The organism is Flavobacterium sp. GNP008, from assembly GCF_056428965.1.
In genome coordinates, this window is the sequence record NZ_JBWJVL010000001.1 from 1,107,673 (window position 1) to 1,123,096 (window position 15,424).

At 34.5% G+C, this 15,424-nt stretch carries 12 protein-coding genes; 7 read left to right on the plus strand and 5 right to left on the minus strand.

Going from position 1 to position 15,424, the window contains the following annotated elements:
* Window positions 1-17 precede the first annotated feature (17 nt).
* Window positions 18-536 (minus strand): DUF3575 domain-containing protein, encoded by a 519-nt coding sequence (locus AC0608_RS04975; protein WP_417989764.1) that lies wholly within the window; start codon window positions 534-536, stop codon window positions 18-20.
* Window positions 537-1,013: 477 nt separating this feature from the next.
* On the opposite strand from AC0608_RS04975, the gene AC0608_RS04980 reads away from it, so the two are divergent.
* The 4 genes from AC0608_RS04980 (at window position 1,014) to AC0608_RS04995 (ending at window position 5,038) form a co-directional block, all read left to right on the plus strand.
* Complete coding sequence (locus AC0608_RS04980; RefSeq protein WP_478288322.1) at window positions 1,014-1,826, plus strand: LytR/AlgR family response regulator transcription factor; 813 nt, start codon at window positions 1,014-1,016, stop codon at window positions 1,824-1,826.
* A gap of 174 nt (window positions 1,827-2,000) precedes the next feature.
* Window positions 2,001-2,186: a hypothetical protein gene (locus tag AC0608_RS04985; RefSeq protein WP_478288323.1), complete on the plus strand. Its 186-nt coding sequence runs from the start codon at window positions 2,001-2,003 to the stop codon at window positions 2,184-2,186.
* Window positions 2,187-2,289: 103 nt separating this feature from the next.
* A complete protein-coding gene (locus tag AC0608_RS04990) occupies window positions 2,290-4,314 on the plus strand; it encodes a tetratricopeptide repeat-containing sensor histidine kinase (protein WP_478288324.1) in 2,025 nt (674 codons plus the stop codon).
* A gap of 28 nt (window positions 4,315-4,342) precedes the next feature.
* On the plus strand, window positions 4,343-5,038 hold the full coding sequence (locus AC0608_RS04995) for a response regulator (protein WP_417989768.1): 696 nt from the start codon (window positions 4,343-4,345) through the stop codon (window positions 5,036-5,038).
* A 53-nt stretch (window positions 5,039-5,091) separates the two neighbouring features.
* Here the strand turns inward: AC0608_RS04995 and thiL are convergent, their stop codons facing one another.
* Window positions 5,092-6,138: a thiamine-phosphate kinase gene (thiL, locus tag AC0608_RS05000; RefSeq protein ID WP_417989769.1), complete on the minus strand. Its 1,047-nt coding sequence runs from the start codon at window positions 6,136-6,138 to the stop codon at window positions 5,092-5,094.
* Window positions 6,139-6,244: 106 nt separating this feature from the next.
* On the opposite strand from thiL, the gene AC0608_RS05005 reads away from it, so the two are divergent.
* The gene (locus tag AC0608_RS05005) at window positions 6,245-7,177 is read left to right on the plus strand and encodes a 1-phosphofructokinase family hexose kinase (protein ID WP_478288325.1); all 933 of its coding nucleotides are present in this window, start codon (window positions 6,245-6,247) and stop codon (window positions 7,175-7,177) included.
* A 94-nt stretch (window positions 7,178-7,271) separates the two neighbouring features.
* Here the strand turns inward: AC0608_RS05005 and lepA are convergent, their stop codons facing one another.
* Window positions 7,272-9,068, minus strand: a complete 1,797-nt coding sequence (gene lepA, locus AC0608_RS05010) for a translation elongation factor 4 (protein WP_417959202.1) — start codon at window positions 9,066-9,068, stop codon at window positions 7,272-7,274.
* 292 nt (window positions 9,069-9,360) lie between these two features.
* Here lepA and dusB point away from each other — a divergent pair, with 292 nt between their 5' ends.
* Complete coding sequence (gene dusB / locus AC0608_RS05015; RefSeq protein ID WP_417959203.1) at window positions 9,361-10,353, plus strand: tRNA dihydrouridine synthase DusB; 993 nt, start codon at window positions 9,361-9,363, stop codon at window positions 10,351-10,353.
* A 97-nt stretch (window positions 10,354-10,450) separates the two neighbouring features.
* Here the strand turns inward: dusB and AC0608_RS05020 are convergent, their stop codons facing one another.
* Window positions 10,451-11,650 (minus strand): ABC transporter permease, encoded by a 1,200-nt coding sequence (locus AC0608_RS05020; protein WP_417959204.1) that lies wholly within the window; start codon window positions 11,648-11,650, stop codon window positions 10,451-10,453.
* A gap of 3 nt (window positions 11,651-11,653) precedes the next feature.
* Complete coding sequence (gene rbfA / locus AC0608_RS05025; protein WP_417959205.1) at window positions 11,654-12,046, minus strand: 30S ribosome-binding factor RbfA; 393 nt, start codon at window positions 12,044-12,046, stop codon at window positions 11,654-11,656.
* 221 nt (window positions 12,047-12,267) lie between these two features.
* On the opposite strand from rbfA, the gene AC0608_RS05030 reads away from it, so the two are divergent.
* Window positions 12,268-15,417 carry a UvrD-helicase domain-containing protein gene (locus AC0608_RS05030; protein WP_478288326.1) on the plus strand — a complete coding sequence of 1,050 codons (3,150 nt, stop codon included), beginning with the start codon at window positions 12,268-12,270 and terminating at the stop codon, window positions 15,415-15,417.
* The last annotated feature ends 7 nt before the right edge of the window (window positions 15,418-15,424 follow it).

Sequence of the window (15,424 nt, forward strand, 5' to 3'; positions counted from 1 at the left end):
AGCCTTTCTTTATTATTTTAAAATCGGTAACCAAAACTTACGCCACCGCGACCAACAATTTCGTAGTCGGTATCAGAGCTGTTAAATAAATTTCGTCCAACACCTGCATTTATTTCAAAAAGAAATCCTTTTTTGGTAATCCATTTAGACCCAAGTCCAAAGCCAAGCGCAAAATCAGTTCGGGTTTCTATGTCTGAATTAAATGAATTGTCATTATAAATATAACTATCATAAGAATTCAACATTCCAAATCCTTCTGCAAAAAATCCAGCTGCAGGTTTTTTTCCAAAATAATAACGATAATACGGGGTCAGGCTAAAGTTTGGTTCAATATCTTCAATCACAGGAAAAAATAAAGAAACTCCAAAAGCAGATTCTTCGCTAATTATCCTTTCAAAAGTTCCTTCGAAACCACCTGCAACCAAAAAGGCAACATTTAATTTAATTTCATTTTTCTTAAAACTTGTTGGTTCATTTTCTTGGCTGAAACCAAATAAATAAGTGAATAAGCACATTAAAGTGAATAGTTTTTTCATAGCGTTGTTTTTTTTCGATAAAAGTAAGATAAATTTGTAAAAAAAATGTTTTTTGCATTTAATTTTGAAACAGTTATTTTTGATATAAAAATCATCGATAAATAAGGTATTTTTTTGATCTAGGAGGTATTACAACTCCTAGATTATACGTTTTATAGGATTGACAATGAAGATTTTTTGGGGATAATTTTTTAAATAAATTTTTATTTTCAATTTCTTTCAAAAAACTCCAGTGCTCTTAATCGGATATATTTGCATTTCATCTTAATGTATCAACATTTGTTAAAAACATATCAACAACAGCCACATAAAAAAGGCTAAATGCTTATTTTTAGAATGTTAAACAAGCATTTTTGTCTGATATTTTATGCTTTTGCATAAGTAGTTTCCCTAGACTATAATAGTAATTTAATGGTCCAAAATATTTTTTATTTTGGATATATGATTTATGCCTAATAATTCCTGGAAAAGCCATTGATGAATTATTCGTACATTATTATTGACGACAATCCAGAAAGTGTTTTGAAAACAAAAGGCATTGCTGATAGTTTTTCAGAACTTATCTTCTTGGCGTCCGCAAATAATTATTCAGATGGGTTAAACCTTATTTTAGAGTATACTCCGCAATTAGTTTTTCTCGAAATTGATCCTGTAAACAAAGCCAGTAATTTGTCATTGTCGCTTATCAATGAGTTGCACAGGTATTTAAAAGTTATTCCTAAAATTATTGTGACAACCAGTAAAAAAGATTTGGCTTTTGAGGCAATACAACATGGAGTGACGGACTATATATTGAAACCATTGGTGCGAATCGATTTTGTAAAATTGATTTTAAAGTTAAATAAAGCAAAAGTCGAAGATGAGGTAGACTTGAACGAATCAATAACTTTTGAGGAAAAACCAATATGCCTGCCACAGCTAGAAACAGTAAGTCCGGGGCACTCGTTGACTTTATGTATTAAGTCTTATGGAGATTATCGTTATATTGATGCAAAAGACATAAGTTATCTCCGAGCGGATAATAATTCAACAGATATCTATCTAAACAATGGAGAAATGATAACAGCTTTTAAAACATTGAAACATTTTGAAGGCGCATTGTCGTATCCATTTATAAGAATCCATAATAGTTATATTGTGAACCGTAATTATATTTCCAGAATTCATAGTGGAAACTCTCTCTGTTATATTAAAAATAGTACTGAAAAACTTCCTTTTTCTAAATCGTATAAGGTCAATATCGATCTTGTTATCTCCGAATTTGCTAACGGAAATTATTTAGAAATATAAAATCAGCTATTTACTCAAATTTGATGTTCATCCACTATCAAACGGATGCATTCTACCATAAACGTCTTTTTTTGTAGGAAAAAATCAAGTTGTCTGTGTAGTTTTACAAAAGAATTCAGCGAAACTGAGTTCATAAACAAACAAAATCAAACAACAACATAAAATCCCCAAATTATGAAAAAAGCAATTTTAACAATCGGATTATTTTCTTTAGTAATGGTATTAACTTCTTTTTCTTCAAATGAAGAATTAACTTCAACAATTAAAAAAGATAACAAAGCGGAAATTTTTAAAATCGAAAATTTAAAATTGGAACTTGTTGGAAATGGTTCAACTGGTGGGAACAAGAAAGTAGATTAATTATCTTCCAAAATAATAATAAAGGCTGTCAAAACTATTTTGTCAGCCTTTTTTTATGGTACTAATTTTATTTTACTATTTTTGATAAAATTAGATTTTATTAGTGGAATATTTTAAGCACACATTATTATTGTTATTACTTCTATTTGTTTTTTTTGGATGTACGCCCAAAAAGACTTCGGAAGCTATAATTAATTCACAAAAAGACAGTCTTTCTAGCTATTTAGAAATGGCAAATGATTATGCTTTACTTGGAGAACAACGAGCCCAATACATAGAGAAAGCATTAAAAATTGTAATTGTACAAGAAAATGATTCCCTTCATCGGACAAATTTATTTAAAATTGCCAACAGGTATTATAATCTAGATAACTGGAAAGACTATAAAAAAACAGTGCATCTGGTTCTGAAAAAATCAAAAATTAAGCAGGATACTCTCAGTCTTGCAAAAGGGTTTATTTATTTAGGTGATTATTACGATTCTCAAGCGATACCGGATAGTTCTTTTCTATATTATGATAAAGCAGAAAAAATGTATGCTGAATTGAAAGATAACATTAATCTGGCCAAAACCATTATAAAAAAGGCAAACCTGCAATTCAATCAAAGCGACTTATTAGGATCCGAAAAAGCTGTTATTAAAGTTTTAAATATTATAAAGAATACGAATGAAAACGATGTCTTATATGATTCTTACAATCTTTTAGGATTGATTTATAATGAACTAGAGGATTACACTAATGCGATGGCATATCACAATAAAGCTTTAGCTAGTATTGATAAGATAATTCCATCAGTATTTCAACCAGAAGCGACTTCTTATAATAACATAGGTTATATTTATCTTAAAAGACAAAATTACAGGCAAGCGAAAATATACTTTCAGAGAGGATTAGAGGAGGAAAATGTATCTGAAGATAAACCTTCGTTACATGCTATGTTATTGAATAATTTAGCTTATTCTAAATTCAAACTACACGATAAGGAAGGGCTTCCCGATTTATTTTTTCAATCATTAAAAATACGGGATAGTCTACAACTTACAGCGGGTGTAATTGCCAGTAAAATTAATTTATCAGAGTATTTTATTTCAAAGAGCGATACCTTAAAAGCAAGCGAGTTTGCCAAACAAGCACTAGAATTATCCCAAAAAACGAACAATTATCGAAATGTTTTAAATTCTCTAAAGCAATTGTCTTTTATTGAGCCTAAAAACGCGGCGACTTATGCGACCGAATATATACAAGTTAGCGAAAAATTGCAAAAAGAAGAGCGAAAAATAGGGAATAAATTCACCCGTATAGAATATGAAACAGAGGAAATAAAGAGTAAAAATACTGATTTAGTAGAAACAAACAGAAATTTAGTATATATTTTCAGCGGATTAGCGATGCTTGTTTTATTCCTATTTATTATAAAAATACAAAAAACCAAAAATAGAGAGTTGCTATTCAAGCAAGAGCAACAAAAGGCGAATGAAGAAATTTATAATTTAATGATTTCGCAGCAAAGTACTATAGAGATCAATAGGGTTAAAGAAAAGAAGCGAGTAGCACAAGAGCTCCATGATGGAGTTTTGGGCAGGATGTTTGGCATCCGAATGAATCTGGACGGTTTAAATAAATTCAATGATGAAATTGCAATTAATCAACGAAACACTTATTTAGTAGAGTTGAAAAATATCGAGCAGGACATTCGGGAAATATCTCATGATTTGAATAGAGAAAAATCAGAATTAATCAATAACTTTGTTACTATTGTAGATAATTTATTAGAAGATCAAAAAAAGACATTTAAATCAAAACTAACAACGAATATCGATTCAACCATAAAATGGGAATTGGTCAGTAATGCGGTGAAAATTAATTTGTACCGTATTCTTCAGGAATCCCTTCAAAATGTGAACAAGTATGCCAATGCCAGTAGTATTAAAATTGAACTAAAAAAAGAAGAGAATAACTTGGTTTTAAAAATAAGTGATGATGGCATTGGTTTTAATGTAAAAACTGCAAAAAAAGGGATTGGCCTCCAAAATATACTTTCTCGAACCCAGGAATGTGAAGGGTTTTTTGATTTAAAATCAAAAAAAGGCGACGGAACAGTTCTCACCATTAAAATCCCAATTTAATAAAAATAAACCTAGAACCTATACAAAAATGGCGATTGATTCAGTTGATAAAGTAATAACAAAAAATAGAATATTAATAGTTGACGACCATCCTTTTATTATTGAAGGGTATAAAAACGCAATAACAAGGTATAATCCTGAAGAGTTTGAGTTTTCTATAACACAAGCTAAAGATTGTGAATCAGCCTACCACATCATCACAAATCCAGATAACGATACATTTGACATTGCTTTTTTAGATATTAGTATGCCGGCTTACGAAGAAAAAAATATTTATTCTGGTGAGGATTTAGCAAAGCTATTATCAGAACATATGCCCAGTTGCAAAATTATTTTGCTTACCATGTACACTGAATTGTTGAAGATAAAGACCATCATCAAGACGATAAACCCAAATGGACTGGTTATTAAAAATGACTTAACATTTGATGAATTGCTTTTTGCTTTTGATAAAGTTATAAAAGATGAAAAGTATTATAGCCAATCGGTTTTAAAAATGTTAAATCAAGCAGAAGAAGATGTTATCGAAATTGATCAATTTGATGAGCAAATTTTATTTCATATTTCAAAGGGGACTAAGTTGAATGATATACCTCAATATATACCAATTTCATTAGGAGCAATAGAACGAAGAAAATTAAACTTAAAAGAATTATTAAAAATAGAGCACGGGAGTGATGCTGATTTAGTCCGGGAGGCAAAGAAAAGAGGCCTGCTTTTTTAAATTAAACAATAAACGACACTGAAAAGTGTCGTTTATTGTTTAATTAAGAGATTTTATTCACTCAAAGCATCCCAGCCACGCGCTTTTAAAGCAATTTTGGTATTGGCCCGAGTAACTAAATGAATTCCTTCACTTTCTTGTGTCATGTGGCCAATAATCGTGAAATTTGGATTTCCTTTTATTTTTTCAAAATCTTCCATAGCAATGGTGAAAAGCAATTCGTAATCTTCGCCTCCGTTTATAGCAACAGTAGTACTATCGATGTTGAATTCTTCACAAACGTTAATAAACTGTGGATCGATTGGTAATTTGTCCTCATATAAATTACAACCCACTTTAGACTGCTTGCACAAATGCATAATCTCCGATGAGAGTCCATCAGAAATATCAATCATTGATGTTGGTTTTATTTCTAAAGCGTGCAATAAAGTACGAACATCTTTACGCGCTTCTGGCTTTAATTGACGTTCTATTAGGTAGGTATATGCATCTAAATCTGGTTGTGAATTTGGATTTACCTGAAAAACTTGTTTTTCTCTTTCCAAAACTTGCAACCCCATATAAGCAGCTCCAATATCGCCTGTAACCACTAATAAATCAGTTTCTTTGGCACCGTTTCTATAAACGATTTCTTCTTCATCAGCTTCGCCAAGAGCTGTTATACTGATGATTAATCCTTTTTGGGAAGAAGTGGTGTCGCCACCTATAACATCTACATTATATTCACGTGCTGCATGCGTTATTCCTGCAAATAATTCATCTAATGCTTCCAAAGGAAAACGATTAGAGACCGCTATAGAAACTGTGATTTGTGTTGGTTTGGCATTCATCGCGCAAATGTCAGAAACATTAACAACAACCGCTTTATAGCCCAAATGTTTTAGTGGCATGTAAGCCAAATCGAAATGAATACCTTCAATCAACAAATCTGTTGAAACGACTACTTTTTTATCTTTGAAATCCAAAACGGCAGCGTCATCCCCAATTCCCTTTAGAGTCGAAGGTTGATTGATTTCAAAGTTTTTTGTCAAATGGTCTATCAATCCAAATTCTCCTAATTGAGCAATACTTGTGCGTTGTGGGGTTTTATCTTCGATCATTATTTTAATTGTTTTGAGGTTGCAAATATACAAAGAAATATTCGCCTTGAATTCTATCAAATTCTATCAATTTTATCCGACCTTTAGAGTATTAAATTCGTGAAAAATGAAGACATTTGATATCGTTACCCTTACCGTTAATCCTGCTTTAGATAAAAGCACTCATTTTAAAGGATTAGTACCAGAACAAAAAATACGATGTGATGAACCGCGTTATGATGCGGGAGGAGGAGGAATCAATGTTTCTAAGGCGATCTCTCGTCTAGGAGGGACGTCTTTAGCAGTTTTTACTTCTGGTGGACCAATGGGTAAAATGCTGGAGGAATTGGTGAGTAAAGAATCAGTTGAATTTAAAACAATCGAAGTCCAAACCTGGACCCGTGAAAGTTTTGTCGCGGTAGATGACAACACCAATTCACAATACCGATTTGGATTTACAGGAGGACAAATTACTACCGAAGAAAGCAATAGAATATTAGAAACCATAGCTAGTTTTAAACCAAAATTTTTGGTAGCCAGTGGTAGTTTGAACGAAGGTTTGTCAATAGATTTTTATCAAAAAATAGCAGAAATCGCAAAAAAAACAAATGCTAAATTAATTGTGGATACCTCTGGTGAATCATTAAAAAAAGCGTTAGAAATTGGCGTTTATATGATCAAACCAAATGTTGGAGAACTGGCAAAATTAATAGGCGTGGAGCGATTGGAACTGGAAGAAGTAAACGAAGCCGCCAAACAAATCATTGCAAAAGGCGGCGCCGAAATCGTAGTTGTTTCACTTGGTCCGCAAGGCGCAGTTTTAGTTACCAAAGATTTCTATGATTTTGTCCCTGCTCCTAATGTTGCCAAAAAAAGTACTGTGGGTGCCGGTGACAGTATGGTGGGTGGAATGGTTTGGTCGCTTTCGGAAAATAAAGGCCTGAAAGAAGTCATCCGTTGGGGAGTTGCTTGCGGATCGGCAGCAACGATGAATGAAGGAACCCAATTGTTTAAATTCGAAGATGCAAAACGATTGTTTGAATGGTTGAAGAATAAATAGAAACAAAAAAACCTGACAATTTTCACATCGTCAGGTTTCATTTATAATTTAAAATTGCTTTACCAGTTTGCTCGGGTCAGAATTAAAATAATTTTTAGTCATTCAACTTCAACACCGCCATAAACGCTTCCTGCGGAATTTCAACATTTCCAACCAGTCTCATGCGTTTTTTACCTTTTTTCTGTTTTTCCAATAATTTACGTTTACGGGAAATATCTCCACCATAACATTTGGCGGTAACGTCTTTACGCAACGCTTTTATCGTTTCACGAGAGATTACTTTTACCCCAATAGCCGCTTGCACTGGAATGTCAAATTGCTGGCGCGGGATTAATTCTTTTAATTTCTCACACATTTTTTTACCAATGTGATACGCATTGTCGGCATGCATTAAGGATGATAAAGCATCCACAATGGTGGCGTTCAATAAAATATCCACTTTCACCAAATTAGAAGTTCGCATCCCAATTGGCGTATAATCAAACGAGGCATATCCTTTAGAAACAGTTTTCAAACGGTCGTAAAAATCAAATACAATCTCTGCCAACGGCATATCAAAAGTCAACTCTACGCGTTCTGTAGTCAAATACGTTTGATTGGTAATCAACCCACGTTTTTCGATACACAAACTCATTACATTCCCCACATAATCAGATTTGGTAATGATAGTTGCCTTAATAAACGGTTCTTCTACATGGTCTAAACGAGAAGGCTCCGGCAAGTCCGAAGGGTTATTTACGATAAGTGGCGTAGTAGGATCTTTTTTGGTGTAAGCCAAATACGAAACGTTGGGAACGGTAGTAATTACAGTCATGTTAAATTCTCTTTCCAGACGCTCCTGGATAATTTCCATGTGCAACATTCCCAAGAATCCACAACGGAAACCAAATCCCAAAGCGGCTGAACTTTCCGGTAAAAATACCAAGGAAGCATCGTTCAACTGCAGTTTTTCCATCGAGTTTCTCAACTCCTCATAATCTTCGGTGTCCACAGGATAAATTCCCGCAAAAACCATTGGTTTTACATCTTCAAAACCTTTAATTATATTTGTTGTTGGCGTTTTTGCATCCGTCAACGTATCGCCTACTTTTACTTCTTTCGCTTCTTTAATTCCAGAAATTAAATAGCCAACATCACCCGCTGAAATGACTTGTTTCGGAACTTGATTTAATTTCAAAGTACCAATTTCATCCGCAAAATATTCATTTCCGGTAGCCATAAATTTAATTTTCTGGCCTTTTTTAATCTGTCCGTTTTTCACACGGAAAATAACTTCGATTCCTCGAAACGGATTGTAATGCGAGTCAAAAATCAACGCTTGTAGCGGTTCGTCAACACTTCCTGATGGAGGTGGGATTTTTTCGATGATGGCTGCCAATATATTTTCTACACCAAAACCAGTTTTACCCGAAGCGTGAATAATATCCTCTAATTTACATCCCAGTAAATCAATAATATCGTCACTTACTTCTTCTGGATTGGCACTTGGTAAATCCACTTTGTTCAAAACGGGAATAATTTCCAAGTCATTCTCCAAAGCCAAATATAAATTCGAAATCGTTTGTGCCTGGATGCTTTGCGCTGCATCTACAATCAAAAGCGCACCTTCGCAAGCCGCAATCGATCGGGAAACTTCATACGAAAAATCCACGTGTCCCGGAGTATCAATCAAATTCAGGATGTATTCTTGTCCTTTATAGGTATATTCCATCTGAATCGCGTGACTCTTAATCGTAATACCACGTTCGCGTTCTAGGTCCATGTTGTCAAGCAATTGCGCTTTTTCTTCACGAGCGGTTACCGTTTGTGTTGCGCCAAGTAATCGGTCAGCAAGCGTACTTTTCCCGTGATCAATATGTGCAATAATGCAAAAATTCCGTATATGTTTCATTTTCCGTTGGTATCAAATTTATTTTGGTTTATCCTGAATTGTTTCAGGGCGTGACCACAAGGGTCGGGCTTTCCGCTACAATCTTTTCCTTTTAAAGAAAAAAGGAAAAGGATTTTTGCTGCAATCCCTCACGCAATCGCCAAACAGCGACAATTAATCTGCAAATATAAGCTAAATTCAACAGTTTCAAAGTCCCGAATTCGCAAACTAATCGGTTTAATACTAAGTCTTTCTTCTTTCTTCTTTTATCCTTTCATCTAAAAATCGTAATTTTGCACCAAAATACATGAAGATGGTCAAGATTGGCAACATAATATTACCCGAATTCCCTTTACTTCTCGCGCCTATGGAAGATGTGAGCGATCCGCCTTTTCGCAGGTTGTGTAAAGCCCATGGTGCCGATATGATGTATTCGGAATTTATTTCTTCCGAAGGATTAATTCGGGACGCCATCAAAAGCCGAATGAAATTAGACATTTTCGATTATGAACGCCCTGTCGGAATCCAGATTTTTGGCGGAGATGAAGAAGCCATGGCGATGTCCTCCAAAATTGTTTCAGCTGTAAACCCGGATTTAATAGACATCAATTTTGGGTGCCCTGTCAAAAAAGTCGTTTGTAAAGGCGCCGGAGCCGGTGTTTTAAAAGATATAGATTTGATGATTCGTTTAACGAAAGCTGTTATCGACAGCACGCATTTGCCTGTAACTGTAAAAACTCGTTTGGGTTGGGATGATAATTCCATTAATATTGATGAAGTTGCAGAGCGTTTGCAAGACATTGGCGTAGCCGCTTTGAGCATCCACGCCAGAACTCGTGCCCAAATGTACAAAGGCCATTCTGACTGGTCCCACATTGCACGAGTAAAAAATAATCCCAGAATTACGATGCCTATTTTTGGAAACGGCGACATTGATTCACCCGAAAAAGCATTGCAGTACAAAAACGAATACGGCATCGATGGTATCATGATTGGTCGAGCTGCCATTGGTTATCCTTGGATTTTTGACGAAATCAAACATTACTTCAAAACGGGAGAACATTTAGCAAAACCCACTGTTGTAGACAGAGTCGAAGCAGTACGAAATCACCTTACTTGGGCAATGGAATGGAAAGGAGAGAGATTGGGAATTGTGGAAACGCGTCCTCATTACACCAATTATTTCAAAGGGATTCATTCTTTTAAACCCCACAAACAAAAATTAGTAACCTTAGATAGACCGGATGAGTTGTTCGCCGCTTTGAATGAAATCGAAGAAGCGTATGCGGGTTATGAGGTTGTTTAACTAAATATTTCAAACAAAAATTCCACTAATTTGCACAAGTTATTTCGTGTAAATTAGTGGAATTTTTGTTTTATTTTTTAATCTGAAATCAAAAATCTTACGCCAATAACTTTTTACTCACACGACTGCTTGCAATTAGCGAAGCAATAAAACCAAGTGAGACAATCGTTCCCATAACAATCAATACATTTTCAAGAGAGAAAACTACAGGATACGCCAGTGTAGGAGTAATCATAACCAGTTGAAAATGTTGTTGCAGTAACACAATTATAATTCCTAAAATCAGTCCAATAATTCCGCCAAAAACACTCAACAAAGTGCCTTGAAGCAAAAATATTTTCCGTAAATCCTTGATTTCCGTTCCCAGATTAAAAAGGGTTTTCAAGTTTCCTTTTTTGTCTAAAATCATCATAATCAAGGCGCCAATCAAGTTGAAAAGTGCCACAACAATAACTAAAGTAAAAATTAAATACACCGCAATATTCTCTGTATTCAACATTTTATACAGCGATTCATTGAGTTGTGCCCTGTTTTTTACGGTGATTTTATTATTGAAAATAGTTTGAAGTTCGTCAGTAATAGCACTTTCATCAGCGCCAGCTTTCACTTTGATTTCAATTCCAGAAACCTGATTGGTTTTGTACTCCAATAATTCTTGTGCTAAACCTAAATCGGCAAAAACATATTTAGAATCAAGGTCTTCGCTGATGGCATAAATCCCAACAGGAATTAGATCGGTTTTATTAAAAGCTTGTTCCGGATTTTCAATTGCACCTTTTCCTGGTTTTGGAACTAAAACTTCCAATTGACGGTTGAAATCAAGCAATCCCATCGAGAATTTTTGGGCAATTCCGTAACCAACCACCACTTGATAGGTATCTGGTTTAAGCCATTGTCCGTTAAAAAGTTTCTTTTCAATAGCATTTACTTTGCTAAAATTAGAATCAACGCCTTTTAAGTACGTAACTTCCTGTTTACCGTCAAAAGTGAATAAAACTCGTTCTTCAATAATTTTGGTGTAGGAAACCAAGCCGTCAATTTTCTTGATTTGGGTCTCCTGATTTGGAGCAATTAAAAAAGATTTTCCTAAAGTGCTGCTTATTTTTAAATCAGGATCAATGTCATTGGTAAACGAAAGGCTAAAAACTTTCAAGCCGCTAAAAACAGATAAAACTACAAACAAAGCCATGGCACCAACAATAATTCCCATGCTGGCAATCCGATTGATGATATTGATCGCATTATTTTTACTGTTGCTGCGAATGTAACGTTTGGCGATGTAAAGGGGGAAATTCAAGTTTTATTGAAATCTGCGTTTGTCCAAAAGGTCTCTGTTTTCTATAGGATTGTCTCTATTGGCTAAGGCATTGTCAATTTTTTCAATATAGTCCAAAGAGTCGTCGATAAAGAAAACTAAATTTGGTACTTTTCTTAATTGTAAACGAACACGCTGTGATAAATCATGTTTTATTGTTTTAGAATTGGACTTCACCGCCTCTAAAATCTCTTTTGCTTTGTCCTGAGGAAAAACGCTTAAATGCACTGTAGCCACTGATAAATCTGAAGTTACAACAACCTTGGATACCGAAATAATTAAATTAGCTACTCCGTTTTTTCTCACTTCACCTTGCAGAATGTCAACCAAATCTTTTTGGATCACCCCACCTATTTTTTTCTGTCTATTTGTTTCCATGCTGCAAAAATACTACTTTTAAGTTTTATACAAACAAATTTTAAAAGTTACCTAGAAATTGTTGTGTTTTTAGAAGCTATTTCCTGCTATTCGCTATATCTTATGTGTCGAACCCCGTCACATAAGGATGTTGCCGCTATCAGGGCTAGGGGATTTGGGAAATTAGATCGCTAATTCTAAATCAGAAATCTAAAATCGTTAATCAGAAATCTAAAATCGTAATGCAAAGACCTTCCTTCTCTATATACGACGCATCGGCAGGTTCCGGAAAAACCTACGCGCTTGTCAAAGAATACTTAAAAATCATTCTTGTTGCAAAAAAGAATGACGCCTATCGCAACATTCTCGCCATTACGTTTACCAACAAAGCGGTACACGAAATGAAAAGCCGAATCGTAGGTAGTTTGTCTGAATTTGCAAAAGCCGAACCAAGTTCAAAAGCCCAGGATTTAATGCAGGATTTAGCCATAGATACGGAACTTTCCATTATTGAAATCAAAACCAAATCACAGCAAATCATCAAGCATATTATTCATAATTATGCCGCTTTTGATATTTCGACCATTGATAAATTTACCCATAAAGTAATTCGGGCTTTTGCCCATGATTTGAATTTGCCCATGACTTTTGAAGTTACATTAGACACCGAAAGTTTATTGATAGAAGCTGTCGATGCCATCATCGCACAAGCGGGAGAAGATGAAACATTGACAAAGCTACTCATCGATTTCACGATGGAGAAAACGGATGATGACAAATCTTGGGATATTTCTCGTGAAATTCTCGAAACCGGACGTTTGGTTCTTAATGAAAATAACCGAAACGAAATCACCCATTTTCAAGATAAATCCATCGCTGAATTTGTCGAAATCAAAAACAAACTGTCTGAAGCTTGCAAAGACTTAGTAAAACAAACTATTGTTTTTGCAGAAGAAGCATTGACTCTAATTGATAACAACGGAATTGATGTAAAATCCTTTTCCAGAGGTACTTTTCCAAACCATATTAATAGTATTCAACAGGGAAAGTTCAATCCCAAGAATAAAACTTTTCATGAGTTTGATGATATTGCTATTAATAAAACGGCTAAAGATCGTGCGATTATTGAAAATCTAATTCCTGAATTTTTGCAAATAGTGGCTAGGGTTTATGGTGCCTTCGAGAAGATACATTTCTATAAAGCGTTCCTGAAAAACATTACTCCTTTGTCATTGCTAAATACCGTCAGCAATGAATTGGCCAAAATTCAAGAAGAGCAAAATGTACTCTCTATTTCAGAATTCAATGCGATTATTCATCGGGAGATCCAAAACCAGCCTGCACCTTTTATATACGAACGATTGGGGGAACGCTACCGTCATTTTTTCATTGATGAATTTCAGGATACGTCTGAAATGCAATGGCAAAACTTGATTCCGCTTATCGACAACGCTACTTCTAGTGAAATTGACGGCGAAAAAGGCACGTTGATGATTGTGGGTGACCCAAAACAATCCATTTACAGATGGCGTGGCGGAAAGGCAGAACAGTTTATTGAATTGAGTAAAGACCTGAATCCATTCAATAATCCGGAGAAAGTTCTGGAGCATTTAGATAAAAATTACCGCAGCTATTCGCAAATAATAGAATTCAATAATGATTTTTTTCAATTGTTATCCAATGAATTCGAACATTTGGATTACAAAGATTTGTATGAAAATCACAGCCGCCAAAAGTCAAATGATAAAATTGGCGGCTATGTAAATATTTCTTTTATCCCAAAATTGGAAACTTCCGAAGAAGACGAAGAAACATTGGATAAAACTGATCTGTATGTTTTGGCAACATTAAATGTCATTCAAAAATCACTACAGCAAGGATTTCAATACAAAGATATTGTGATTCTTACCCGAAAAAGGAGTCAAGGAATTGCGATTGCTAATTATTTGACGGAGCAAGGAATTCCGCTTTTGTCATCGGAAACCCTCATGATTCAAAATGCCACCGAAGTTCGGTTGATTATTCATTTATTGAAATATTTGAAGAATAGTTCTGATTTGGAATCCAAAGCAAAATTCCTTCAATATTTAGCGCAGCATAATCAGGATAAATTACCGATTCCTGATTTTATTGCTCAAGGAATGGCATTGATTCAAGAAACGGAATTCGAGAAGTGGTTGGTGAGTTTTGATTTTTCGCTTTCGTTTCAAAACATTAGAAAAAAATCATTGTATGAGGCGGTTGAGGTTATAATTTCAAAATTCCTAAATCCAAAAATAAGTAACGCCTATGTTCAATATTTCTTGGACATTGTGCTCGAGCGTGATATTCGCAACCAAGCAGGAATTTCGGATTTCTTGAATTTCTGGGATAAAAATGCAGAGAAATTCAGTATTCCGTCACCGGAAGGGACCGATGCAGTGCGGATTATGACGATTCATAAATCGAAAGGATTAGAATTTCCAGTGGTTATTTTTCCTTTTGCAGAAGAAGATTATAGTCTAAAACCCAAAGATAAGTTATGGCTAAATGCCGAGGAACAGGATTTTGGTTTGCCAAAAGTGTTGATTGACAATAGTAAAGCCGTAGAAGGATTTGGAGTCGAAGCTGCTGAGGTTTACAATCAAAAGAAACAGGAAGAATTATTAGATAATATTAATGTTTTGTACGTGGCTTTGACTAGAGCGGAGGAACAATTGTATGTAATTTCGAATATGAATTTATCCAGTAAAGGAGAAATTCCAAAGAATAATATGTGTGGCTTTTTTATTAATTATTTGGAGAATAAAGGTAGTTTTGATGAAAATAAATTAGAATATGAGTTTGGAAATGCAACGAAGTTATCTGCTTTAGAGCATCACATCGATACTTCAAAAACGATTCCTCTAGTTGCTGAAATTCTGAATCCAAAGAATATAAAAATTGCACAACGTGAAGCTTTAATGTGGGGCACACTCCAACAGGACGCTATAGAATATGGAAATGTGATACACGAAATTCTTTCTTTTGTAAAAACTAAAGGCGATGTTGATTTGGCAATTACAAAGGCTATTGAAAATGGATTGATAACTTTTGCTCAAAAAGATACAGTGTTGAATACAATTCGGGAAATTGTCAATCACAGTGAATTAGAAATTTGTTTTGCTGAAGGAAATGAAGTTTTGAATGAGCAAACAATTATTCAAAAAGTAGGAAAAACGATCAAGCCTGACCGAATGGTTATGACTAAAGATAGAGAGGTTTTTTTATTGGATTATAAAACGGGAATACACCGTCCTAAATACAAGCTACAGTTGGAGAATTATCAAATTGCAATTGAATTGATGGGGTATAAAGTGGTAAAAAAAGCACTTATTTATATAGGAAAAGAAATCGATGTAGTAAGTTTGTAACTTAAAA